The sequence below is a fragment of the Streptomyces sp. NPDC101219 genome (assembly GCF_044767675.1).
Lineage (GTDB): Bacteria > Actinomycetota > Actinomycetes > Streptomycetales > Streptomycetaceae > Streptomyces.
The window spans coordinates 189,977-212,092 of record NZ_JBIWOK010000005.1; the positions used below are offsets into that span (position 1 = coordinate 189,977).

The 22,116-nt window shown below is 75.3% G+C and carries 17 protein-coding genes; 7 read left to right on the top strand and 10 right to left on the bottom strand.

Going from position 1 to position 22,116, the window contains the following annotated elements; all coding sequences use genetic code 11:
• Nucleotides 1-150: 150 nt before the first annotated feature.
• Genes ACIRPP_RS11730 through ACIRPP_RS11740 form a run of 3 tightly spaced genes read right to left on the bottom strand, consistent with a single transcriptional unit; the run spans nucleotide 151 to nucleotide 4,003 of the window.
• Nucleotides 151-2,535, bottom strand: coding sequence for a xanthine dehydrogenase family protein molybdopterin-binding subunit (locus tag ACIRPP_RS11730; protein ID WP_403640482.1), 2,385 nt, complete (start codon nucleotides 2,533-2,535; stop codon nucleotides 151-153).
• Between the two features lie 2 nt (nucleotides 2,536-2,537).
• Nucleotides 2,538-3,113 (bottom strand): (2Fe-2S)-binding protein, encoded by a 576-nt coding sequence (locus ACIRPP_RS11735; protein WP_164441523.1) that lies wholly within the window; start codon nucleotides 3,111-3,113, stop codon nucleotides 2,538-2,540.
• Complete coding sequence (locus tag ACIRPP_RS11740; protein ID WP_403640485.1) at nucleotides 3,113-4,003, bottom strand: FAD binding domain-containing protein; 891 nt, start codon at nucleotides 4,001-4,003, stop codon at nucleotides 3,113-3,115. Before ACIRPP_RS11740 ends, ACIRPP_RS11735 begins: the two co-directional genes overlap by 1 nt.
• A gap of 346 nt (nucleotides 4,004-4,349) precedes the next feature.
• Between ACIRPP_RS11740 and ACIRPP_RS11745 the strand changes: the two genes are divergently transcribed.
• The 3 genes from ACIRPP_RS11745 (at nucleotide 4,350) to ACIRPP_RS11755 (ending at nucleotide 7,847) form a co-directional block, all read left to right on the top strand.
• Nucleotides 4,350-6,068 (top strand): PucR family transcriptional regulator, encoded by a 1,719-nt coding sequence (locus tag ACIRPP_RS11745; protein WP_403640488.1) that lies wholly within the window; start codon nucleotides 4,350-4,352, stop codon nucleotides 6,066-6,068.
• 258 nt (nucleotides 6,069-6,326) lie between these two features.
• Complete coding sequence (locus tag ACIRPP_RS11750) at nucleotides 6,327-7,094, top strand: hypothetical protein (RefSeq protein ID WP_403640491.1); 768 nt, start codon at nucleotides 6,327-6,329, stop codon at nucleotides 7,092-7,094.
• Between the two features lie 513 nt (nucleotides 7,095-7,607).
• Complete coding sequence (locus ACIRPP_RS11755; protein WP_403640494.1) at nucleotides 7,608-7,847, top strand: hypothetical protein; 240 nt, start codon at nucleotides 7,608-7,610, stop codon at nucleotides 7,845-7,847.
• Between the two features lie 15 nt (nucleotides 7,848-7,862).
• Here the strand turns inward: ACIRPP_RS11755 and ACIRPP_RS11760 are convergent, their stop codons facing one another.
• A complete protein-coding gene (locus tag ACIRPP_RS11760) occupies nucleotides 7,863-8,765 on the bottom strand; it encodes a GntR family transcriptional regulator (RefSeq protein WP_403640497.1) in 903 nt (300 codons plus the stop codon).
• A 176-nt stretch (nucleotides 8,766-8,941) separates the two neighbouring features.
• Here ACIRPP_RS11760 and ACIRPP_RS11765 point away from each other — a divergent pair, with 176 nt between their 5' ends.
• Both ACIRPP_RS11765 and ACIRPP_RS11770 read left to right on the top strand, forming a co-directional pair.
• Nucleotides 8,942-9,805, top strand: a complete 864-nt coding sequence (locus tag ACIRPP_RS11765; RefSeq protein WP_403640501.1) for a (2Fe-2S)-binding protein — start codon at nucleotides 8,942-8,944, stop codon at nucleotides 9,803-9,805.
• 432 nt (nucleotides 9,806-10,237) lie between these two features.
• Nucleotides 10,238-11,287, top strand: a complete 1,050-nt coding sequence (locus ACIRPP_RS11770) for a DUF2637 domain-containing protein (RefSeq protein WP_164348025.1) — start codon at nucleotides 10,238-10,240, stop codon at nucleotides 11,285-11,287.
• A gap of 85 nt (nucleotides 11,288-11,372) precedes the next feature.
• Here ACIRPP_RS11770 and ACIRPP_RS11775 read toward each other — a convergent pair whose 3' ends face one another.
• Entirely contained in the window at nucleotides 11,373-11,795 is a 423-nt protein-coding gene (locus tag ACIRPP_RS11775) for an ATP-binding protein (protein ID WP_403641178.1), read from the bottom strand.
• 307 nt (nucleotides 11,796-12,102) lie between these two features.
• Nucleotides 12,103-12,720, bottom strand: a complete 618-nt coding sequence (locus ACIRPP_RS11780; RefSeq protein WP_403640504.1) for a hypothetical protein — start codon at nucleotides 12,718-12,720, stop codon at nucleotides 12,103-12,105.
• A gap of 288 nt (nucleotides 12,721-13,008) precedes the next feature.
• Between ACIRPP_RS11780 and ACIRPP_RS11785 the strand changes: the two genes are divergently transcribed.
• A complete protein-coding gene (locus ACIRPP_RS11785; protein WP_403640507.1) occupies nucleotides 13,009-14,730 on the top strand; it encodes a helix-turn-helix domain-containing protein in 1,722 nt (573 codons plus the stop codon).
• Between the two features lie 21 nt (nucleotides 14,731-14,751).
• Here the strand turns inward: ACIRPP_RS11785 and ACIRPP_RS11790 are convergent, their stop codons facing one another.
• Together ACIRPP_RS11790 and ACIRPP_RS11795 are read right to left on the bottom strand one after the other, a co-directional pair.
• Nucleotides 14,752-16,494 carry a pyruvate dehydrogenase gene (locus tag ACIRPP_RS11790; RefSeq protein WP_403640511.1) on the bottom strand — a complete coding sequence of 581 codons (1,743 nt, stop codon included), beginning with the start codon at nucleotides 16,492-16,494 and terminating at the stop codon, nucleotides 14,752-14,754.
• 66 nt (nucleotides 16,495-16,560) lie between these two features.
• Nucleotides 16,561-18,198, bottom strand: coding sequence for a protein phosphatase 2C domain-containing protein (locus ACIRPP_RS11795; RefSeq protein ID WP_403640514.1), 1,638 nt, complete (start codon nucleotides 18,196-18,198; stop codon nucleotides 16,561-16,563).
• Nucleotides 18,199-18,385: 187 nt separating this feature from the next.
• On the opposite strand from ACIRPP_RS11795, the gene ACIRPP_RS11800 reads away from it, so the two are divergent.
• The gene (locus ACIRPP_RS11800; protein WP_403640517.1) at nucleotides 18,386-18,868 is read left to right on the top strand and encodes a DUF456 domain-containing protein; all 483 of its coding nucleotides are present in this window, start codon (nucleotides 18,386-18,388) and stop codon (nucleotides 18,866-18,868) included.
• 54 nt (nucleotides 18,869-18,922) lie between these two features.
• On the opposite strand, the gene ACIRPP_RS11805 is transcribed toward ACIRPP_RS11800, so the two are convergent.
• Complete coding sequence (locus ACIRPP_RS11805) at nucleotides 18,923-20,335, bottom strand: DNA-3-methyladenine glycosylase 2 family protein (RefSeq protein ID WP_403641180.1); 1,413 nt, start codon at nucleotides 20,333-20,335, stop codon at nucleotides 18,923-18,925.
• Nucleotides 20,336-20,747: 412 nt separating this feature from the next.
• Nucleotides 20,748-21,851, bottom strand: a complete 1,104-nt coding sequence (gene rsgA, locus ACIRPP_RS11810) for a ribosome small subunit-dependent GTPase A (protein WP_403641183.1) — start codon at nucleotides 21,849-21,851, stop codon at nucleotides 20,748-20,750.
• Nucleotides 21,852-22,116: the final 265 nt, after the last annotated feature.

A 22,116-nucleotide genomic window follows, 5' to 3' on the forward strand; every position in this document is an offset into this window, starting at 1 on the left:
GGGGTTCACGGGATTTGGGATGTGCACGACCCGGGGGACGGCCCGAGACGAACATCGGTGTGCGGCGCCGGGAGGACCGTGGGGTGCTGCTCCCTGCCCGGCGCCGGGTGCCGCGGGGTGCGGCGGGCACGCGGATCCCCGAGGGATCCGCTACGCGGTTCCCGTCAGGTGTTCGGGGCGGACCGGTGTGCGGTCGAGCTGCCGGCCCGTCGCGTTCCGGACGGCCGCGAGGACCGCCGGGGTGGACGACAGGGTCGGGGCCTCGCCGACGCCGCGCAGCCCGTACGGCGCATGGTCGTCGGCGAGTTCGAGCACGTCGACGGGGATGGTCGGCGTGTCGAGGATGGTGGGGATGAGGTAGTCCGTGAAGGAGGGGTTGCGGACCTTCGCGGTCTTCGGGTCGACGACGATCTCCTCCATGACGGCCACGCCCAGTCCCTGGGTGGTGCCGCCCTGGATCTGGCCGATGACGGACAGCGGGTTGAGCGCCTTGCCGACGTCCTGCGCGCAGGCCAGTTCGATCACCTTGACGAGACCGAGTTCGGTGTCGACCTCGACCACGGCCCGGTGCGCGGCGAAGGAGTACTGGACGTGGCCGTTGCCCTGGCCGGTGCGCAGGTCGAAGGGTTCGGTCGGCCGGTGCCGCCACTCCTCCTCGACCTCGACGGCGTCGTCGCCGAGCACGTCGGTGAGGTCGGCGAGGACTTCGCCGCCGTCGGTGACGACCTTGCCGCCCTCCAGCAGGAGTTCGGCGGTCGCCCACGCCGGGTGGTGGGAGCCGAAGCGGCGCCGGCCGAGCTCCAGGACCCGCTCGCGGACCAGTTCGCAGGCGTTCTTGACGGCGCCGCCGGTGACGTACGTCTGCCGCGACGCGGAGGTCGAGCCGGCGGAGCCCACCCGGGTGTCGGCGGGGTGGATGGTCACCTGGCCGACGCCCAGCTCGGTGCGGGCGATCTGCGCGTGGACGGTGACGCCGCCCTGGCCGACCTCGGCCATCGCGGTGTGCACGGTGGCGACCGGTTCGCCGCCGACGACCTCCATGCGGACCCGGGCGGTGGAGTAGTCGTCGAAGCCTTCGGAGAAGCCGACGTTCTTGATGCCGACCGCGTAGCCGACACCGCGCACCACGCTCTCGCCGTGGGTGGTGTTGGACAGGCCGCCCGGCAGCTGGCGCACGTCGGCGCCCTCGCTGGACTCCCACTGCCGCTCGGGCGGCATCGGCATCGCCTTGACGCGGCGCAGCAGTTCGGCGACCGGCGCCGGGGAGTCGACCCTCTGGCCGGTGGGCAGGAGCGTGCCCTGCTCCATGGCGTTGAGCTGCCGCAGCTCCACCGGGTCCATGCCCAGCCTGGCCGCCAGCTTGTCCATCTGCGCCTCGTAGGCGAAGCACGCCTGGACCGCGCCGAAGCCGCGCATGGCGCCGCAGGGCGGGTTGTTGGTGTAGAGGGCGATCGCCTCGATGTCGACGTCGTCCACGACGTACGGGCCGACGCCGAGCGAGGAGGCGTTGCCGACCACGGCCGGGGAGGCGGAGGCGTACGCGCCGCCGTCCAGCACGATGCGGCACTTGATGTGGGTCAGCCGGCCGTCCGCGGTGGCGCCGTGCTCGTAGAACAGCTGGGCAGGGTGGCGGTGGACGTGGCCGAAGAACGACTCGAACCGGTTGTAGACGATCTTGACGGGCTTGCCGGTGCGCAGGGCGAGCAGGCAGGCGTGGATCTGCATCGACAGGTCCTCGCGGCCGCCGAACGCCCCGCCGACCCCGGCCAGGGTCATCCGCACCTTGTCCTCGGGCAGGCCGAGCACGGGCGCGATCTGGCGCAGGTCGGAGTGCAGCCACTGGGTGGCGACGTAGAGGTGGACGCCGCCGTCCTCCTCGGGGACGGCGAGGCCGGACTCGGGGCCGAGGAAGGCCTGGTCCTGCATGCCGAAGGTGTACTCGCCCTCCACGATCACGTCGGCCCGCCCGCGGGCCGCGGCGACGTCGCCGCGCACGATGGGCTGGCGGTGCACGATGTTGGGGTGCGGGACGTGGTGAGCGTGGTGGTCCTCGCGGTTCTCGTGGACCAGGACCGCGTCGGGGGCGAGCGCGGACGCCTCGTCGGTGACGACAGGCAGTTCCCGGTAGTCGACCTTGATCTTGGCGGCGGCCCGGCGCGCGGTCTCCGGGTGGTCGGCGGCGACGATCGCGACCGGTTCGCCGTGGTGGCGGACCTTGCCGTGAGCGAGGACGGGCGTGTCCTGGATCTCCAGGCCGTAGTTCTTCACGTCGGTGGGCAGGTCGTCGTACGTCAGGACGGCGTAGACGCCGGGGGTCGCCAGGGCCTCGCCGGTGTCGATCGAAAGGATCTCGGCGTGGGCGGTGGTGGAGCGCAGGATGTGCCCCCAGAGCATGTCCTCGTGCCACATGTCGGAGGAGTACGCGAACTCCCCGGTGACCTTGAGGGTGCCGTCCGGGCGGAGGGTGGACTCGCCGATGCCGCCCCGGGCACCCGTGCCCTGTGTGATCTTGGTGGGAACACCGTTCGTCGGCATGGTCAGACCCCCTCGGACTGACGGGCCGCGGCCAGGCGGACCGCGTCCATGATCTTCTCGTAGCCGGTGCAGCGGCACAGGTTGCCCGACAGGGCCTCGCGGATGTCCGCGTCGCTGGGGGCCGGGTTGCGCTCCAGCATCTCGTCGGCGGCGACCAGCAGGCCCGGGGTGCAGAATCCGCACTGGACGGCGCCCGCGTCGATGAACGCCTGCTGGATCGGGGAGAGCTCGACGCCCTCGCCGGTCTGCGAATCGGTGCCCGCGGGCGCGGCCTGCGCTGCCGTGGCGTCGTCCGCGGTGCCGCAGGCGCCGGTGCCGCACGCGCGCTGCCGGGCGTGCTCCGCCAGGCCCTCCACGGTGACGACCTCGCGCCCCTCGGCCTGGCCGGCGGCGACCAGGCAGGAGCACACCGGGACGCCGTCCAGGCGCACGGTGCACGAACCGCACTCGCCCTGCTCGCAGGCGTTCTTGGAACCGGGCAGGCCGAGCCGTTCGCGCAGCACGTACAGCAGGGACTCGCCCTCCCAGACGTCGTCGGCCTCCTGACGGCGTCCGTTGACGGTGAAGGTGACACGCATCAGGCGGCTCCCTCGGTGAGGTGGCGGGCGCCGCGGTACGACTCCCAGGTCCAGGTCAGGGTGCGGCGGGCCATGACGCCGACCGCGTGGCGGCGGTAGCTCGCGGTGCCGCGCACGTCGTCGATCGGGTTGCAGGCCGCGGCGCACAGGTCCGCGAACTGCTTGGCGACGGACGGAGTGATGATCTTGCCGTTGTCCCAGAAGCCGCCCTCGTCGAGTGCGGCGTTCAGGAACTCCTCGGCCGCCTTCGCCCGAATGGGTGTCGGCGCGGCCGAGCCGATCCCGGTGCGGACCGTGCGGGTGCTCGGGTGCAGGGCGATGCCGAAGGCGCACACGGCGATCACCATCGCGTTGCGGGTGCCGACCTTGGAGAACTGCTGGGGGCCGTCGGCCTTCTTGATGTGGACGGCGCGGATCAGCTCGTCGGGCGCCAGCGCGTTGCGCTTCACGCCGGTGTAGAAGTCGTCGATCGGGATGCGGCGGGAGCCGCGCACCGACGCGACCTCGACCTCGGCGCCGGCGGCGAGCAGCGCCGGATGGGCGTCGCCGGCCGGGGAGGCGGTGCCGAGGTTGCCGCCGACGCCGCCGCGGTTGCGGATCTGCGGGGAGGCGACCGTGTGGGAGGCCAGGGCGAGCCCGGGCAGCTCGGCCCGCAGGTGCTCCATGATCTTCGTATAGGGGACGGAGGCGCCGAGCCGCACGCCGTCCTCGCCGGTCTCCCACTCGGAGAGCTCGCCGATGCGGTTGAGGTCCATCAGGTGCGCGGGCCGGCGATGGTCGAAGTTGATCTCGACCATCACGTCGGTGCCGCCCGCGATCGGCACAGCGGCGGGGTGCTCGGCCTTGGCGGCGAGCGCCTCCTCCCAGCTGGCGGGGCGAAGGAAGTCCATGACCGGCTCTCTTCTTCTTCGTCTCGTGGGTCGTACAGATCGAGCCATCCGGGTGCGGCGGACGGGGCTCGTACTCTGTGCAGTTCACTCGGAGTGCGCTCAGTACACCGCCCGCTGCTCCGCACGGGTCAGTCACGGATTGTCCGAAGGAGTTGGCTGGCCAGCGAGGTCATCTTGTAGATTCGTATGAACGGAGGTCGCCCGTAGCCTCCTCACCTCCTCCGATACCGGGGGAAGCGGTCCAGGAGCGGCCGACCGCGCTGATCAGCCACCCACCGGCCGGACACCGCACCGTTCCTCCCTGGCCCGTCACCGACATCGAGCGAAAGAAACGGCGGCGACGAGAATGCGGCTGCGCGCACTGCTGGACACCGACGCGCTGGGCCTGAAGCTGCTCGGCGGCGAGGACGAACTCGACCGCGGCGTGCGCGGGGTCATGACGACCGACCTGCGGGATCCGAGCCGTTACCTCTCGGGCGGGGAACTGGTGCTGACCGGTCTGGCCTGGCGCCGGGACGCGGCGGACTCCGAACCGTTCGTCCGGGTCCTGGCGCAGGCCGGGGTGGCCGCGCTGGCGGCGGGCACGGCGGAGCTGGGCGAGGTGCCGGACGACCTGGTGGTGGCGTGCGCGCGGCACCGGCTGCCGCTGTTCAGGGTGGACGAGTCGGTGGCCTTCGCGACCGTCACCGAGCATGTCGTCCGGCAGGTGTCCGGGGAGCGCGCCGGGGACCTCGCGGCCGTCGTGGACCGGCACCGGCGGATGATGACCTCGGGCCCGGCGGGCGGCGGCCCCGACGTGGTGCTCGACCTGCTGGGCTCCGACCTCGATCTGCGGGCCTGGGTGCTGTCCCCGGCGGGGCGGCTGATCGCGGGCCCGAAGGAGACGAGCCCCGCGGCGGGCCCGGCGGGCGGCGCGGGCCTGCCCGCCGACGTGTGCGCGCGGCTGGCGGCGGAGCACCTGGCGGCCGGGCGCGGCGGGCGCCGCGGACCCCACCGGGTGACGCTCGGCCCCACCACCTACAGCCTGTTCCCGGTGCGCAGCACCGGACGGTCCCCCGAGTCCGGGCGCGGCGGCACGGACGCGTCCGCTCCGGCGGAGGGGGCGCTGGCGGACTGGGTGCTCGCCGTGGAGGCGGACGCCGGTGACTGGGCCGAGGAGCGGCTGGACCTGCTGCACGGGGTCACCCAGCTGATCGCGGTGGAGCGGGACCGCCGGGACGCGGCGCGCACCGTCCGCCGCCGCCTCGCGCAGGAGGTGCTGGAGCTGGTGCAGACCGGTGCCGCCCCGGCGGAGATCGCCGCCCGGCTGCGGGTCGCGGCCCCGGTGCTGCTGCCGGGCCTCGGCGCGGCGCCGCACTGGCAGGTGGTGGTCGCCCGGGTGGACTGGGACGGCGGCGAGGGGGGCGGCGGTCCGCTGGCCCAGTCGCTGCTGGAGGAGATCCTCGTCGACCCGGCCGAGACGGGGCCCGAGCACTCCGACCGCATCGCGGTGGCCCACACGGGCGACGAGGCGATCGCCCTCGTGCCGCTGCCCACGCTCGCCACGGCCGAGCATGAGGAGTCCGGGGCGGGCATCCTCGCCGACACCCTGCTGGCCGCGGTGCGGGACCCGTTGTCGGCCGGGCTCGACGGGGACGGCCGTCTCACCGTCGGCGTCTCGGCTGCCGTGCACTCGGCGGAGGGGCTGCGCGGCGCGCTGGAGGAGGCCCGGCACGCCCGCCGGGTGGCCGCGGCCCGCCCGGGCCGGGTGTGCGCCGCGGGCCACCAGGAACTGGCCTCGCACGTCCTGCTGCTCCCCTTCGTCCCGGACGACGTGCGGCGCGCGTTCACGGCCCGTCTGCTGGACCCGCTGCGGGACTACGACCGCCGGCACCGGGCCGAGCTGATCCCCACGCTGGAGGCGTTCCTCGACTGCGACGGCTCCTGGACCCGCTGCGCGGGCCGGCTGCACCTGCACGTCAACACGCTGCGCTACCGGGTCGGCCGCATCGAGCAGCTCACCGGCCGGGACCTGTCCCGGCTGGAGGACAAGCTGGACTTCTTCCTGGCCCTGCGCATGAGCTGACCCGGTGGTGCGGGGGCGTGTCGCATGAGCTGACCCGCGGTGGTGCGGGGGCGCGGCGTGGGGCGCGCGAGAAGGGCGGGGCGCCCCGTGCGGGAGACGGGCGCCGGGCACCGATGACGCGTTCCGGGGTTGCGGCCCACGACTTTGTGAAAAACTTCACCCACCCTCTTGGCCCGGCCCTGTTGTTCGTGCTGAGATGCGGCCACCACTCAACAGCTCGATGGCGTGCTCGGGGAGGGCAACGTGGCGCATACCGCCATGTCTGGTAACGGAACGACCTCTGGTGACGATCCCCTCCAGACCGCGGTATGGCGGCTGCGCTCGCGCGCCTGCTGGGCCGACGCAGCCGCCCTGCTCCCACCGGCCGAGCCGGCCGCGGCCCTGCAACGGGCGTCGCTGCTGGTCGAACGGTGCCTGTACACCGAGGCGGGCTGGGAGGAGGCCGAGGACGCGCTGCGCACCGCCGAGGCCCTCGCGGACAGCGACGACGAACGGGGCGCCGCCGCTTGTGAACGCGGGTACTTGGCCTACGCGGCAACGCTGTTCGGGGTGCGCGACCGGGCCGACGAGGCGCGGGCCGCGCTCGGGCGGGCGGCGGCCCTGATCGCTCCCGGCGCGGCGGGGCGTCCCCTGCTGGACTTCCGGCGCGGGCTGATCGCCGAGAACCTCACCCGTTCCCCGCAGGCCGCCCGGGCCGCCTACCGCCGGGCCCACGCGGGCGCCACCGCCCACGCCGACCCGCTGCTGCTCTCCGGGACCTGGCGCCATCTGGCCGGGCTCGCCCTGCGCGACGGGGAGTTGGTGGAGGCCCGGCAGGGCTTCGCCGAATCCCTGCGGATCCGCGAGGAGTTGGGATACCTGGTCGGCACGGCACCGGCCCTGGTCTCGCTCGCCGACACCGAGACCGAGGCGGAGGCGTCCCGGCTGCGCGAGGAGGCCCGCAGGCTGTTCCGGCTGCTGGGCGGCGTCCCCACCTGGCTGGCCCGCCAGTTGGCACCCCCGGCCGCGGGGGCGGCGACGGCCTGAGGGTGACGACGGCCTGGCGGCGGCGACGGCCTTGCGGCGGCGCGGGCGGAGGGCCGCACGGCCGTTGCGACGGGACGGGCACGCCGGCGCGGGCGTTGCGGCGGGACGGGCACGGCGGACAGGCGGCCGGCGGCACGGCTGGGCGGCGCGGGCGCACGGCTGAGCGGCGCCACGGCTGAGCGGCGGCACGGCTGGGCGGCTTGAGGACGCGGGCCCGCACCCACCAGGCACCCGGGAGCGCGCCCCCCGGCCCCCCGCCCCCGGCACCCGGCTACACGAGCCGTCCACGACGGGCGCGGCACGACGGCGCGGGCGTTGCGACGGGACGGGCACGGCGGACAGGCGGCCGGCGGCACAGCTGGGCGGCGCGGGGGCACGGCTGGGCGGCGGCACGGCTGGGCGGCTTGAGGACGCGGGCCCGCACCCACCAGGCACCCGGGAGCGCGCCCCCCGGCCCCCCGCCCCCGGCACCGGCTGCACGAGCCGTCCACGACGGGCGCGGCGCGGCACGGTATGGCACCGTACGGCGCGGCCACCGGCCACCCGGAGTCGCCGACCGCGCTGGGCCGCGACTCGATCACGCGCGTCGAGTCGAACTGCGGCGCCGGCTGCCCGACCTGGCACGACATCACCGTTCCGGCCGGCGAGCCGTACGGACGACACGGCACGCCGACCGGGCTCCCGGCGTACCGGGACGCCGCACCAGCGGCACCGGGCCCGGGCCGTCACGCCACCCTCGGGCCGGAGGACTGAACCCGGGCCCGGTCCTCAGACCGACCCGGTGAAGTGCTCCCGCACCAACTCCCGGACGACGTCCAGGTCACCCGCGATCAACGCGTCCAGGAGGACGGTGTGTTCGTGGGCGTCGGCCACCAGTTCGCCGCGATGGCGGGCATCCGGCCCTCCGCCCACCAGGGGCCACTGCGCCCGGCGGTGCAGATCCTCGGCGACGGCGACGAGTTGCTCGTTGCCCGCGAGCGCGAGCACCGCGCGGTGGAAGGCACGGTCGGACTCGGCGTAGGTGGCCCGGCAGCCGGAGACGGCGGCGCGGACCGTGGCCTCGGCCAGCGGACGCAGTTCGGCCCAGCGGGAGGCCGGCACCGTGCGGGCCAGCCGCATCATCACCGGCACCTCGATCAGCGCGCGCACCTCGGCCAGTTCGGCCAGTTCGCGGGCGCCCCGCTCGACCACCCGGAAGCCCCGGTTCGGCACGACCTCGACCGCGCCCTCCAGGGTGAGCTGCTGCATCGCCTCGCGCACGGGGGTGGCGGACACCCCGAACCGCTCGGCGAGCACCGGCGCGGAGTACACCTCGCCGGGCCGCAGTTCGCCCGACACGAGCGCCGTGCGCAGGGCGGCGAGGACCTGCCCGCGCACCGAGGCACGCTGGACCGTCGCACGCTGCCGGGGCAGCGGTGTCTCGCTGTGCGTGTGCTCGCCCCGTGCCGCGCCGTCGCCCTCCCCGCCGCGGGCGGCGGCGCCCCACGCGGGGTCCGCGGCGGCGGGGTCGTCGGCGCGTTCCCGCCGGACCCGTTCACGGCCGGCGTCACCGGCACCGGGCTGTGCGGGCACGCGGAACCCCGCACCCGCGGGCGCGGCCGGTCTCCGGGCGTCGGCGCCGTCCCCCGTCTTCTCCCCCGTCCTGATGGAGCCCTGCGCACCGTGCTTCACGGGTTCCCCTCCGGACGTTTCGGTACTTGAGGCCATTACGACGGGTTGTTACCCGGCAGTCAAGCACGATACGGCCACAGACCCCCCGGTTCACATCCGCGCGATCTTCGGTAAGGTGAGCCTTACCTTTCAAGCGGCCTCCACGGGCCGGTCGACGCGAGTGAATGGGTGGTCCCATGCCTGTGCCCGGTTCGGCCGTCACCGACGCGTACGCCCGTCTGGCGGAGGTCTTCCCGGCACTGGCCGTCACGGTACTCGGAGCCGGCGAGGACGTCCCCCGGGGCGGTGGCTGGATCCCCGCCGCCGACCTCGCCGCGGGAGGACCGGAGCTGGAGACGTTCCTCGCCCTGGACGACACCCAGGTGCAGCGGGACTACGGACAGCGGGCCCGGCCCGATGTGGTCGCCAGCTTCGGCCTGCACCGCTACGCCTGGCCCGCCTGCCTGCTGATCACCGTGCCGTGGTTCCTTCAGCGCCGGGTGCCGCGCTACCCCGTGACCCACGTCTCGTTCGACCGCACAGCGCCCGGCCTCGCCGTGGGCCGCATGGCCGTGCGTCCGGACGGCTTCGCCTGCCTGCCCGGCGACCCGGCGGCGGCCCTGCCCGGCGCCCGCGTCGTGCCGGACGAGGAGGCCCTGCGGGCCGAGGTGCGCACGGCCGCCGCCGAGCACCTGGAGCCGCTGCTCGCCGCGTTCGGCCCGCGCATGCGGCGCCGCGGCCGCGCCCTGTGGGGCATGGCGACCGACGAGATCGTCGAGAGCCTGTGGTACGTCGGCCAACTGCTCGGCGAGGACGGGCGGGCCGTCCGCGAACTGGAGCTGCTGCTGCCCGGATCCACCACGCCGTACGTCGGCGCGGCGGCCTTCCGCCGCCCGGCGGGCCCCACCGCCGAGGCCGCACCTGCCCCCACCCGGGACCGGGTGAGCTGCTGCATGTTCTACACGGTGCGCCCCGAGGACATCTGCGCCACCTGCCCCCGCACCTGCGCCTCCGCCCGCACGGCCGGCCGCGCCACCGCGCAGACCGCCAAGGCCGGCTGACGCAGCGCCGGTCCGCATCCGCCAAGGCCGGCTGACGCACCGCCCGTTCACATCCGCCAAGGCTGGCTGACACACCGCCGGTCCGCATCCGCCCCGGCCGTCTGACACACCGCCCGTTCCCATCCGCCCCGGCCGGATCACGGCCGGCCGGCGCACCCCGCCCCGCGGGGCCGGCAAGCCCCGGGCACCCCTGGGTCACGGTTGATTCACATTCTCCTCACCCGTCGCGGGAACTTTCCGTGGAACCACCCTTACGGGTAGTGTTAATCGAACTCAACTCCCGCCCCTCACGCGGCAGTTCGAGCAGAACGCCGCCCTGGGCATCCCCTCGCACTTCATTGGCGGCCTCTTGCCGCGAAAACCCCTGAGGGCGGACGGGATTGGGCCACTATGGCGGGCGTTACGCCCTATCCCAATGCAAGGGACCCCTAGATGAGACTGACCGACATATCGCTGAACTGGCTGCTTCCGGGCGCCGTGCTGCTCCTGGGCATGCTGGCGGCGGTGGCGGTGCTCGCGCGCGGCAAGCGCTCCTCGGTCAAGGACACGAGTGCGGACGACTCATGGGAGCGCAGCGAGGAGCGCCGCAGGCGCAAGGAAGCCATCTACGGCACCGTCTCCTACGTGCTGCTCTTCTGCTGTGCGGCGGTGGCGGCGGCGCTGTCCTTCCACGGCCTGGTCGGCTTCGGTGAACAGAACCTCGGCCTGTCCGGCGGCTGGCAGTACCTCGTCCCCTTCGGCCTGGACGGTGCGGCGATGTTCTGCTCCGTGCTCGCCGTGCGCGAGGCCAGCCACGGCGACGCGGCCCTCGGCTCGCGCATACTCGTATGGACGTTCGCCTTCGCCGCGGCCTGGTTCAACTGGGTCCACGCTCCCCGGGGCATCGGCCACGCGGGCGCCCCGCATTTCTTCGCGGGCATGTCCCTGTCGGCGGCGGTGCTGTTCGACCGGGCGCTGAAGCAGACCCGCCGGGCCGCCCTGCGTGAACAGGGCCTGGTTCCGCGGCCGTTGCCGCAGATCCGCATCGTGCGCTGGCTGCGGGCCCCGCGGGAGACGTACCGCGCCTGGTCGCTGATGCTGCTCGAGGGCGTGCGCAGCCTGGACGAGGCGGTCGAGGAGGTCCGCGAGGACCAGCGCCAGAAGGACGAGACGCGGCGCCGCCGCCGCGACCAGGAGCGGGTCGAGCGGGCCCGGCTCAAGGCCATCAGCCGGGGCCACCGCGGCTTCGTGGGCCGGGGCGGCGGGCGCGAGCTGGACACGCCGACGGTCGAGCGGGCCACGGACCTCGAGCGGGTGTCCTCGGAGCCTGCCATACCGGCGCCGGAAGCCCTGCCCGTGCGCGCGCGTCCCTCCCTGCAGCCGGTCCGCAGCGGCGCTGACGGCACACCCGTCGACCTGACCGCGGAGGACGACACCCAGGCCCTGCCGCGGCTGGACTCCCTGGAGCGCAAACTGAAGGACCTGGAGCAGCAGTTCGGCTGACCGACGGCCCCGTCGCGGTCCGTGCGGTCCCGGTCGTCCCGGGGCCGCTCCGCGCGATGGTCCCGGGGCCGCTCCGCGCGGTAGGTCAGGCGGCGTCCGCGCCGAGTTCGAACCAGACCGCCTTGCCCACGCCGTGCGTCCTGACGCCCCAGGCGTCGGCGAGTGCCGCCACCAGGGCCAGCCCCCGGCCGTGCGTGCGGTCACCGGTGTCCGCGGGCAGCGGCCGGGGCTCGCCGGACACGAAGTCCCGTACCTCGACGTGCACTCCGCCCGGTCCGACGGTGGCCGTCAGGAGCGCGTCGTCGTCGGTGTGCACCAGTGCGTTGGTGACGAGCTCGCTGGTGAGGAGCTCCGCCGTCTCCGACCCGCCCGGCCTCCCCCACTGCCGCAGCAGCTCCCGCAGCGCCCGCCGGGACTCGGGCACCGCCCGCAGGTCGGCCCGGCCCAGTGTGCGCCGCAGCTGGGCGCCGGCCGGATGTGCGGCGCCGGCGCCGGTCCTCTCCTCCATGGTCTGTACCGAGGACGTCCCGGCCTCGCCGGAACCGCCCCCGCCCACCTGCCTCTTCATGACCCCCGCCCGCGTTCCGATGTCGGTTCCCCCTTGCCCGAACACGTTCTCCGAACGGTCCAGGGGAATCCATGCCCCGTCATCGGTGTGGGAAGTCATGCCGGGCCGTCACGGTCCGTCGTCGGCCCAAGTTGGCCGAACTTCGACGGCCACGTATCGCGGGCGCGGGCCGGAACACGCCTGCGGGGCCGTCCTCCCGACCCCCGTGGCGAGAGGACGACCCCGGTCCACCGGGCGGCCGTGCCGGTCAGTAGAGCTTGTTCACGGCCTTCTTCGTGGTCTTCTTGAAGGCGGACACCGGTGCGTCCGAGAAGTCGCCCATCTGCCCCCACCCGACGACGGTCACCGTCCGGCCGTCCCGCCCCACCGACAGGAGGTGGATGTCGGTGGCGCCCCAGGACGTCTCCGTGTGCAGGCCGTGCACCTTGGCGCCCTCCTCGACCCGCACCGGGCCGTAGGAGCGGTAGGCGGCGTCGGTCTCCGGGTCCGACTGCTCCAGCCGCTGCGCGCAGGTACGGATCTCCTTGTTCAGCAGGGCGGCCAGCGCCCTGCCCTTCGCGGCGGACCCGGTGACGACGGTGACCTGCACGGCGCCCGTGTCCAGGTCGGTGTGGAAGACGCGGTGCCGGTAGTCGTAGGCGGGCACGCCCTCGCCCAGGCAGTAGGCGAGTTCCACCGGGAAGCCGTCGGTGACCGGGCCGGCGGTCCACTCGGAGGACGGGTGCGGCGGCAGCTGTGAGGCCGACAGGAACTTGGGCGCCGCCTTCGCCGGCGCGGCCCCGGCCGGTACGGTCAGAGCGGTGCCGGCGGCGACGACGGCTGCGGTGAGAGCGGCGAGCACGGCGGCTCGGGTACGCATGGGCATGGCGGTCCCCCGTAGGAACGTGATCGGATGCGGGCGGTACGGCGTGCCGGGCACGGGCGGTCCCGGGCCCGGGCGCTGCGCACCGGGTCCGCCGCGACGGCCGGGCCGGTCGGTCGCGGTGGCCGTCGGGGCGACACCAAGAGCATCGGCCGTCCCGGGAGCACGAGGCAAGCGACGTCGCCGGATCGGGGGGCCTGGAACCATCCCAGCCCCTGTGACGTGCAGGTTCATGAGGTGCCTGGGATGCCGTCCCGGGCGGGGATCAGGCCATTCGGGTGCGGGGTGACGGTGTCGGAGCAGGACGAGGTGGCGCGGTTCGCGGCGCTGCTGCGCGAGTTGAAGGAACGCACGGACCGCAGCTACGGCTCGCTGGCCCGCCGCCTGGGCATGAACACCTCGACCCTGCACCGCTATTGCGCGGGTGACGCGGTCCCCGTCGACTTCGCTCCGTTGGAGCGCTTCGCCGCGCTGTGCGGGGCGAAGCGGGAGGAACGCCTGGAACTGCACCACCGCTGGCTCCTCGCCGCCGAGGCCCGCCGGCGCCCCCGGACGGACCACGTCCCGCAGGAGGCGCCCCCTGGTACGGAACCGGCCACCGGGACATCGGGCACTTCGCGCGCATCGGGGCCGGCCGAGCACGCAGCGGCCACTCGGGCCGACCCGGACCCGGCCGAGGCTGCACGCCCGGCCCGCGAGACGCCCCATCCCGCGCCCGGCGGGGAAGCGACCGACGGCGCATCCGGCAGGTCACCCGGCCCGGGCCCCACCGACGGCGCACCCGGTACGCGGGAGCCTGACCCGGCCGACCCTGCCCCCTGCGCCGCAGCCCATGCCCCCGGCGCCGCAGCGCCCGTCCCGGAATCGGCCGACGGCGCCCAGGACTCCGGCGCACCGGGGTCAGCCGACGGCGCTCAGGACGCCCGCACCCCGGGACCGGCCGCCACCGCCCAGGACTCCCGCACCCCGGGCCCCACCCCGACCACCCGGACAGCACCCCCTCCCCCCGCCCCGGACCCGTCCGCCGGTGAGCCGGCCCTGGTCAGCGGCCCCCGGCGCGCCGGCGCCCCCCGGCCCGGTGCCCGACCCTGGTACCGCCGCAAGCGGGTGGCCGTCGTCGGAGCCGTGGCCTGTGCGGTGCTGACGACCGTGGGGACGCTGGCCGCGCTGCCGGACGGGCGGCGGGCCTCCGCCGACGAGGACCGGTCCGGCGGCACGGCCACGGCGAGCGCGGCGCCGACCGCACCCCACCGGCGTGCCGCGCCGTCGGCGTCGCCGTCCGCGCCCGCGTCCCCTTCCGCCGAGGCGGACGGCACGGCGTCGTCCTCGCCTGGTGCGGGGCGGGGCTCCTCCCCCACGGCGACCGGCCCGGCACGGCCCACCGCACCCGCGGGCACGCCGCTCACCTGGACCGCCAACGACCAGGCGTGGGCGCACGGCTGCGGGCACGACTACGTCGTCGACGCGCCGCCCGAGCGGGTGCCGCCGCCCCCCGCCCCGCAGGACGCCGGGGTCTGGGCGGGCGCCCAGCGGGCGGTCCACGGGGGCGAGACGCTCGTCGAACTGTCCGTGCAGGGCACGTCGGACACGGCCGTCGTCCTCACGGCCCTGCGCGTGCGGGTGGTCGGCCGCGGCGCCCCGGCGGCGGGCCACGTCTACGCCATGGACCAGGGGTGCGGCGGCGCGCTCACCCCGCGGTACTTCGACGTCGACCTGGACAAGGACCGCCCGCTGGCCCGGCCGGTCGCCGGGAACGACGCGGGCACGCCGCTCCCGGCGGTGCGGATGCCCTACCGGGTCTCCGCCGAGGACCCGGAGGTGCTGCTGGTCACTGCCCGGACCGACGCCTGCGACTGCCGCTGGTACCTGGAGCTGGACTGGTCCTCCCAGGGCCGCACCGGCACCGTCCGTGTCGACGACGGGGGCCGCCCGTTCCGTACCAGCGGCATCGCGGGCCTGCCGCACTACGAGTACGACACCTCCGGGCGCCGCTGGGCCCGCCGGTCCGGGTGACGTCCCCGGCCCGCCGCGCGGTCAGGGCCGGGGCACGTTGCGCAGGTTGGACCGGGCCATCTGCACCATGCGTCCGACGCCGCCGTCCAGCACCATCTTGGAGGCGGACAGCGCGAATCCGGTCACCATCTCCTTGCTGATCTTCGGCGGGATGGACAGCGCGTTGGGGTCGGTGACGATGTCGACGAGGGCCGGCCCCTTGTGGCGGAACGCGGACTTCAGCGCCCCGGCGAGCTCCTTCGGCTTCTCCACCCGCACCCCGTGGGCACCGCAGGCGCGGGCGACGGCGGCGAAGTCGGGGTTCTTCATGGCGGTGCCGTGCGAGGGCAGTCCGGCGACCAGCATCTCCAACTCGACCATGCTCAGGGAGGAGTTGTTGAACAGCACGACCTTCACCGGCAGGTCGTACTGGACCAGGGTGAGGAAGTCGCCCATCAGCATGCTGAATCCGCCGTCGCCCGACATGGAGACGACCTGCCGGCCCCGGTCGGTGAACTGCGCCCCGATGGCCATCGGCAGCGCGTTCGCCATCGAGCCGTGGGAGAACGAACCGATCACCCGGCGGCGGCCGTTGGGCGAGATGTAGCGGGCCGCCCAGACGTTGCACATGCCGGTGTCGACGGTGAACACCGCGTCGTCGGCGGCCACCTCGTCCAGCACCGAGGCCACGTACTCGGGGTGGATCGGCACATGCTTGTCCACCTTCCGCGTGTACGCCTTCACCACGCCTTCCAGCGCGTCGGCGTGCTTCTTGAGCATCCGGTCGAGGAACTTGCGGTTGTCCTTGGTCCGCACGCGCGGGGTCAGACAGCGCAGCGTCTCGCGCACGTCGCCCCACACCGCCAGGTCCAGCTTGGAGCGGCGGCCGAGCACCTCGGGCCGCACGTCGACCTGCACGATCGGCACGTCGTCCGGGAGGAAGGCGTTGTACGGGAAGTCGGTGCCGAGCAGGATCAGCAGATCGCACTCGTGGGTGGCCTCGTAGGCGGCGCCGTAGCCGAGCAGGCCGCTCATGCCGACGTCGAAGGGGTTGTCGTACTGGATCCACTCCTTGCCGCGCAGGGCGTGGCCGACCGGCGACTTGATCTTCTGGGCGAACTCCATGACCTCGGCGTGCGCGCCCTTGGTGCCGGCCCCGCAGAAGAGGGTGACCTTCTCGGCGCCGTCGATCAGGTCGACGAGGCGGTCGATCTCCGCGTCACCGGGACGGACCGTCGGCCGGGAGGTGACCAGCGCCGTCTCGACGGCCTGTTCCGGGGCGGGCTCGTCGGCGATGTCGCCCGGCATGGAGACGACGCTGACGCCGGAACGGCCGACGGCGTGCTGGATGGCGGTCTGCAGCAGCCGGGGCATCTGCTGCGGGCTGGAGATCATCTCGCTGTAGTGGCTGCACTCGCTGAACAGCCGGTCCGGGTGGGTCTCCTGGAAGAAGCCCAGGCCGATCTCGCTGGACGGGATGTGGGAGGCGAGGGCGAGCACCGGCGCCATGGACCGGTGGGCGTCGTACAGACCGTTGATGAGATGGAGGTTGCCGGGCCCGCAGGAGCCCGCGCAGGCGCCGAGCCGACCCGTGATCTGGGCCTCCGCGCCGGCCGCGAAGGCGGCGGTCTCCTCGTGCCGGACGTGGATCCAGTCGATGGCGGAGTGGCGGCGCACCGCGTCGACGACGGGGTTGAGACTGTCGCCGACCACGCCGTAGAGGCGCTTGACTCCCGCGCGGGTCAGGATGTCGACGAACTGTTCCGCGACGTTCTGTTTGGCCATGACTCCCGTGTGCCCCTTCGTCTCCCGGCGGATCCTCCGGGTTCCATGAAGTCACACCGGGGCCCCTCACGCCTCCCAAACGGCGACCGCCGTACGGTCGTCCGCGTACCCCTTGACGCGGACCTGGGTGTCGGCGAGGAAGGCCGCGAGGCCCGGCGGCCCGGGGCGTGCCCACCGGCCCGCCAGGTGGGCGCGCAGTTCCTCCTCGCCGCGCAGCGGGTCGGCCAGCCCGGCGCTGCACATCAGGAGCGTGTCACCCGGCCGGGCTATGGAGGTGCGGAAGCGGAAGGGTTCGCGGGGCGGTTCGGGCAGGTCGGTGAGGGTGGGCGAGGGCTCGTAGGCGCTGGGCGGCGCCGGGAGGCCGAGGTCCATGGTGAGGCGGTCGCCCCGGGGAGTTTCCGGGGGCGGCGAGCCGAAGCCGAGGACGGGTGCGCCCCGGACGTCGGCCACCCGGGGTTCGATGTCCTGCCACTCGCCGTCCCGCAGCCGGAACAGTCCGCCGGGTCCGACGCCGAAGAAGACGCGGGTGCGGCATTCGGGGTCGGCGGTGAGCAGCAGGCAGCGGAGGCTGGCCGCGTAGGCGTCCGGTTCGAGGCCCTGCTCGACGGCGTGGGCGCGGAGCCGGCCGAGGCTGCGGTCGGTGAGGCGGTTGAGTCCGGACTTGAGGTCGCCGCGCCGGGCGGCCCGGATGTCGTCGACGAGGCGGGCGTGGCTGCGGCCGACGGCCCGGCCGATCCACCGGCAGGCCTCGTCGGCCGCGCGGTGCGCCCGGGGGGTGGCGCGCGCACCGGTCGCGACGGCGACGAGCACGAGGGCGCGTTCGCCGCTGCCGAAGCGGGCGGTGAGCAGGGCGTCCCGGCGGGGTTCGCCCCGGTAGCGGGCGGAGTCGCCGCGCACGGAGGCGGCCCGCAGGGTGGAGGCGCCGTAGCGGGCGCCGTCCAGCACGGTGTCGGGGACCAGGTCGTCGAGGGCGTCGGGTTCGGCCGGGGGCAGGGCGGTGGGCTCGGCGTCGTAGGTGGGCGGCCTGGTGCCGACGTAGCCGCGGACCGGCGGTGGGGCGGGGGCGGGGGTGGCGGCCGGCGCGTGGTCCGGGTCGTTCTCGGAGGCGACGGGCGGGGGTCCGGGGTCGGGGGCGGCCGGTTCCGGCGCCGGGGCGGGGCCGGGCGGAGGCGCGGCGGGCGGGGCGGTGGCGGGCGGGGCGGTGGCGGGGGGCGGAGGTGTGGCCGGTGCGGGCGCCGACGGGGACGCGCCGGCCGAGGGGGGCGGGGGTCCTGCGGGGGCCGGCGGGGTCCGGGGCGGCCCGGTGGGAGTCCTCGCCGGAGATCCGGTGGGCGGGAAGGTCGCCGGGCTCGGCGGGCCCGACGGAGGGGGTTCCCAGGGGGCGCGGGGCGGGGCCGTGCCGGCGGGGGGCGGGACGGCCGGGGGCGGGACGGCCGGGGGCGGGACGGCCGGGGGCGGGACGGCCGGGGGCGGGTCCGGCGCCCGGCGCGGGTCCGGGACGCGGGCGGCAGGGGGCGCGTCCGCCGGTGGCGGGCCCTCGTCCGCCGGTGGCGCCCCCTCGTGCACGGTGCCGGCCGCCGAGGCGAAACGGTCGTCGAGCGAATCGGGCGCGGGCGCGGGCCCCGTGTCGTCGGTGGAGTCGTCGTACAACTGCCGCCACCAGTCGTCCTCGTGGCCGGTGGGCCTTCCCCCCTGCTGACTCATGCCCCCGATTCTCCACCGCCCGGGCCGGATGAAAACGGGGCATCAGGAAAATCCCCGCCCGCCGCGTCCCTGGGGAGCCGGGTCGGGTGAAGGGTGGGACACGTGTGCGATATGGGGATGGAGTGGGCCGCCGCCGTGCGCGCTCCGCCGGACTGCGCCGTCCCCCGCCCTCCTGCACCCTGGACTGATGGGAGCATGGGACCTCCTGCTGGCCGGGCTGGTGATCCTGTTCGGTCTGTGCGGAGTGCTGGTGCCCGGGGTGCCCGGATCGTGGCTCGTGTGGGCCGGGGTCGCCTGGTGGGCGCTGAAGGACCCCCGGCCGGTCGCGTGGTGGGTGCTCGTGGGCGCGACCGTCCTGCTGTTCCTGTCCCAGGTGGTGCGCTGGGCGCTGCCCCCGCGGCGGCTGCGGGTGCACGGCACCGACGCCCACATGATCGCCTACGCCGGCGTCGGCTCGTTCCTCGGCTTCGTGCTGGTGCCCGTGCTCGGCGCCGTCCCCGGCTTCCTCGGCGGCATCTACCTGTACGAACGGCTGCTCCTGGGCCGGCACGGCGACGCGAGGGCGGCGGTGCGCACGGCCATGCGCTCGGGCGGTTCGAGCCTGCTGGCGGAGCTGTTCACCTGCCAGCTGATCACGGCCGCCTGGATCGGCGCGGTGTTCTGGGGCTGACCCCGGGCACCGGCCCCGGCCTCCCGGGAGCGCCGTCCCCGGTGGTGACCGTCGCTATCCGGCCCGCGCGAGCCGCTCTTCCCCCGCCACGTCCAGGTGCCGCAGGGCGTACGAGCGCCAGGGGCGCCAGTCGTCGGGCACACCGGTGCCGGGCGGGGCCACGTCGGGGTCGCCGAGGGCGCGGGTGCGGATCACCGCGGCGGTGTGCTCGTCCAGGCCGGGCAGGGCGCGCAGGGCGGCCGTCGCGGCGTCCCGGTCGGCGCCGGCGTCCAGCCGCAGGGTGCCGTCGGCGAGGGCCGCGGTGAGGGCGCCCAGGGTGCCGCCGGGTTCGGCCCCGACGAGGACGGCGGACTCGGGGAACAGGTGGGTGAGGGTGCCGCAGGGTGCGTCGAGGGCCTTGCCGTACCGCTGGACCAGCAGGGCGGCCCGGTCCCGTCCCACCAGGGCGCGCACCGCGAGTTCCTCGGGATCGGCGGCGCCCGGGGAGCGCAGCCCGGGGCGCGCGGCGACCAGCGGGGCGAGCCGGGGGTCGGCGCCGAGCCGGGCGTCGACGGCGCAGGGGTCGGCGTCCAGGTCGAACAGGCGCCGCAGCCGCTGCACGGCGGTGGTCAGGTCGCGCGGGTCGGTGAGGTGGAGGCGGGCGTCCAGCCAGCCCCCCGGGCGTGCTCCCTGCCCGCCGGTGGCGGTGCCGGGGCGTTCGTCCACCGCGGCGATGCCGATGCCGTACGGGAGCCGCAGGGTGCGGCGGTAGGTGCGGGCTCCCGGCGGGCCGTCGACGGTCTCGACGCCGGGGACGGCCTCGCGTGCGAGCAGGTCGAAGACGGGGCCGGTGGGGCAGGGGCCGCGGTGGGCGAGGCGCAGCGGGATCCCGGCGGTCGGCGCGGCGGTGCGGCGCGCGGCCCGTCCGGTGCGGGGGGCCGCGGCCCGCAGGGCGCTGGGGGTGGCGGCGTAGACGGCGCGGACGGTGTCGTTGAACTGCCGCACGCTGGCGAAGCCGGACGCGAAGGCGACGGCCGTCACCGGCAGGTCGGTGGTCTGCAGCAGGAGCCGTGCGGTGTGGGCGCGCTGCGCGCGGGCGAGGGCGACGGGTCCGGCGCCGACCTCGGCGGTGAGCTGGCGCTGCACCTGCCGGGGGCTGTAGCCGAGCCGCGCGGCGAGCCCGGCGACGCCCTCCCGGTCGACGACGCCGTCGGCGATCAGCCGCATGGCGCGGCCGACCGCGTCGGCCCGCACGTTCCACTCGGCGGAACCGGGCACGGCGTCCGGCCGGCAGCGCCGGCAGGCCCGGAACCCGGCCTGCTGGGCGGCGGCGGCCGTGGCGAAGAACCGGACGTTGACCCGTTTGGGGGTGACCGCCGGGCAGCTGGGCCGGCAGTAGATGCCGGTCGTGCCGACGGCGAAGAAGAACACGCCGTCGAACCGTCCGTCCCGGCTGCGCACGGCCTGGTACCTGGTCTCCTCGTCCATCACACGTCCAGTCTGCGCCCGCCGGGGCGCCCCCGGCTGGCGGGAATCGGACACGCAGGCTGGGCGCGGGGCGGGCCCGGTGGGCCCGGCAGCCCGCAGCCCCGACAGCCCCCACAGGCCCCCCGCAGGCCCAGAAGGCCCCGCAGCCCGGGCAGGCCCCACAGCCCAGGCAGCCCCGACATGTCCCACAGGCGCCCGCAGCCCGGGCAGGCCCGGCAGGCCAGGCCCCACAGGCCCCCGCAGCCCCGGAAGCCCCCGCAGCCCGGGCAGGTCCGGGCAGGTCCGGGCAGCCCCGACAGGTCCGGCAGGTCCGGGCAGCCCCGGCAGGCCCGGGCAGGTCCGGGCAGCCCCGGCAGGCCCGGGCAGGTCCCGCAGGCGCCGCCGGTGCGGCTGCCCGGCCCGACGGTCCCGGTCAGGCCCAGCGGCCCCGCTTGACCTCCATCGCCTCGCGGGCCTCGGCGTCCTTGCGCTTCCACTGCTTGCGGATCTCCGCGCGCAGCCGGGCGTCCTTCTGGGCCACCATGCGCAGGTTCTCCCGTTGCAGCTTGCGGTAGCTGTCCAGGCGGCGCTGCGGGAGGACCCCGTCGTCGATGGCCTCCAGGACGGCGCAGCCCGGCTCCCGCTCGTGGGAGCAGTCCTGGAACCGGCAGCCCTCGGCGAGTTCCTGGATCTCGGCGAACACCTGGCCGACGCCGCCGGTGGCGTCCCACAGGCCGACGCCCCGCAGGCCGGGGGTGTCGATGAGGACGCCGCCGCCCGGCAGGACGAGCAGGTTGCGGGTGGTGGTGGTGTGCCGGCCCTTGCCGTCGACGTCCCGGATGGCTCGGACGTCCATGACGTCCTCCCCGAGGAGCGCGTTGGCCAGGGTGGACTTGCCCGCGCCGGACTGGCCCAGCAGGACGGTCGTGCCCCCGGCGGCGACGGCGGTGAGCACGTCGAGGCCGTCCCCGTCGTGGGCGCTGACGGTGATCACCGGCACGCCGGGCGCGCTGGTCTCGACGTCCTGGACGAGGTGGGCGCGGGTCGCCGGGTCCGGGACGAGGTCGGCCTTGGTCAGCACGACGACCGGCTGGGCGCCGGACTCCCAGGCGAGGGCGAGGAACCGTTCGACGCGGGCGAGGTCCAGTTCGGCCGCGAGGGAGACGGCGACGACGGCGTGGTCGACGTTGGCGGCGAGGATCTGCCCCTCGGACCGCTTGGAGGAGGTGGACCGCACGAACGCGGTACGGCGGGGCAGCACGGTCCGTACGTAGCGCGGGCTGCCGCCGGGCTCGACGGCGACCCAGTCGCCGGTGCAGACGACCCGCAGGGGGTCGTGCGGGGTGACGAACGCGGTGTCGGCGCGCACCGTGCCCTCGGCGGTGACCACGTCGCACTGGCCGCGGTCGACCCGGATCACGCGTCCGGGCAGCAGCCCGTCGGCGGCGTGGGGGGCGAACGTGTCGGTCCAGGCGTCGTCCCAGCCGTAGGGAGTCAGCGCGGAGGCGGACGGGGTGGAGAGCGAACTCAAGGGGATGGCCCTTCGAAGGAGCGGCCCCGGCGGCCCCGGCCGGCGTGCTGGCGCACTGCCGGAAGAGGCGGAGGTGAGAGTGGGTCAGCCGGTGGCCACGGAGGTGGACTTGACGGTTACCTGGATGCGGACAGCGCCCGTGACGGTGACGGTCATCGGTCGACACCTCCTCGCTCGTGTGCGCGTCGCCCGGCGACGCTCCGGCCCGGTGGCGCGCGGCCACCGGATGATCTGCGGTCAGGTTAGTGCGCCGCCCTCCCGGTCCGTCAAC

Excerpts from the sequence above, each read along its gene's own strand:
- ACIRPP_RS11730 (WP_403640482.1), bottom strand. The coding sequence starts at position 2,535 with ATGCCGACGAACGGTGTTCCCACCAAGATCACACAGGGCACGGGTGCC.
- ACIRPP_RS11735 (WP_164441523.1), bottom strand. The coding sequence starts at position 3,113 with ATGCGTGTCACCTTCACCGTCAACGGACGCCGTCAGGAGGCCGACGAC.
- ACIRPP_RS11740 (WP_403640485.1), bottom strand. The coding sequence starts at position 4,003 with ATGGACTTCCTTCGCCCCGCCAGCTGGGAGGAGGCGCTCGCCGCCAAG.
- ACIRPP_RS11745 (WP_403640488.1), top strand. The coding sequence starts at position 4,350 with ATGCGGCTGCGCGCACTGCTGGACACCGACGCGCTGGGCCTGAAGCTG.
- ACIRPP_RS11750 (WP_403640491.1), top strand. The coding sequence starts at position 6,327 with ATGTCTGGTAACGGAACGACCTCTGGTGACGATCCCCTCCAGACCGCG.
- ACIRPP_RS11755 (WP_403640494.1), top strand. The coding sequence starts at position 7,608 with ATGGCACCGTACGGCGCGGCCACCGGCCACCCGGAGTCGCCGACCGCG.
- ACIRPP_RS11765 (WP_403640501.1), top strand. The coding sequence starts at position 8,942 with ATGCCTGTGCCCGGTTCGGCCGTCACCGACGCGTACGCCCGTCTGGCG.
- ACIRPP_RS11770 (WP_164348025.1), top strand. The coding sequence starts at position 10,238 with ATGAGACTGACCGACATATCGCTGAACTGGCTGCTTCCGGGCGCCGTG.
- ACIRPP_RS11775 (WP_403641178.1), bottom strand. The coding sequence starts at position 11,795 with ATGGAGGAGAGGACCGGCGCCGGCGCCGCACATCCGGCCGGCGCCCAG.
- ACIRPP_RS11780 (WP_403640504.1), bottom strand. The coding sequence starts at position 12,720 with ATGCCCATGCGTACCCGAGCCGCCGTGCTCGCCGCTCTCACCGCAGCC.
- ACIRPP_RS11790 (WP_403640511.1), bottom strand. The coding sequence starts at position 16,494 with ATGGCCAAACAGAACGTCGCGGAACAGTTCGTCGACATCCTGACCCGC.
- ACIRPP_RS11795 (WP_403640514.1), bottom strand. The coding sequence starts at position 18,198 with ATGAGTCAGCAGGGGGGAAGGCCCACCGGCCACGAGGACGACTGGTGG.
- ACIRPP_RS11800 (WP_403640517.1), top strand. The coding sequence starts at position 18,386 with ATGGGAGCATGGGACCTCCTGCTGGCCGGGCTGGTGATCCTGTTCGGT.
- ACIRPP_RS11805 (WP_403641180.1), bottom strand. The coding sequence starts at position 20,335 with ATGGACGAGGAGACCAGGTACCAGGCCGTGCGCAGCCGGGACGGACGG.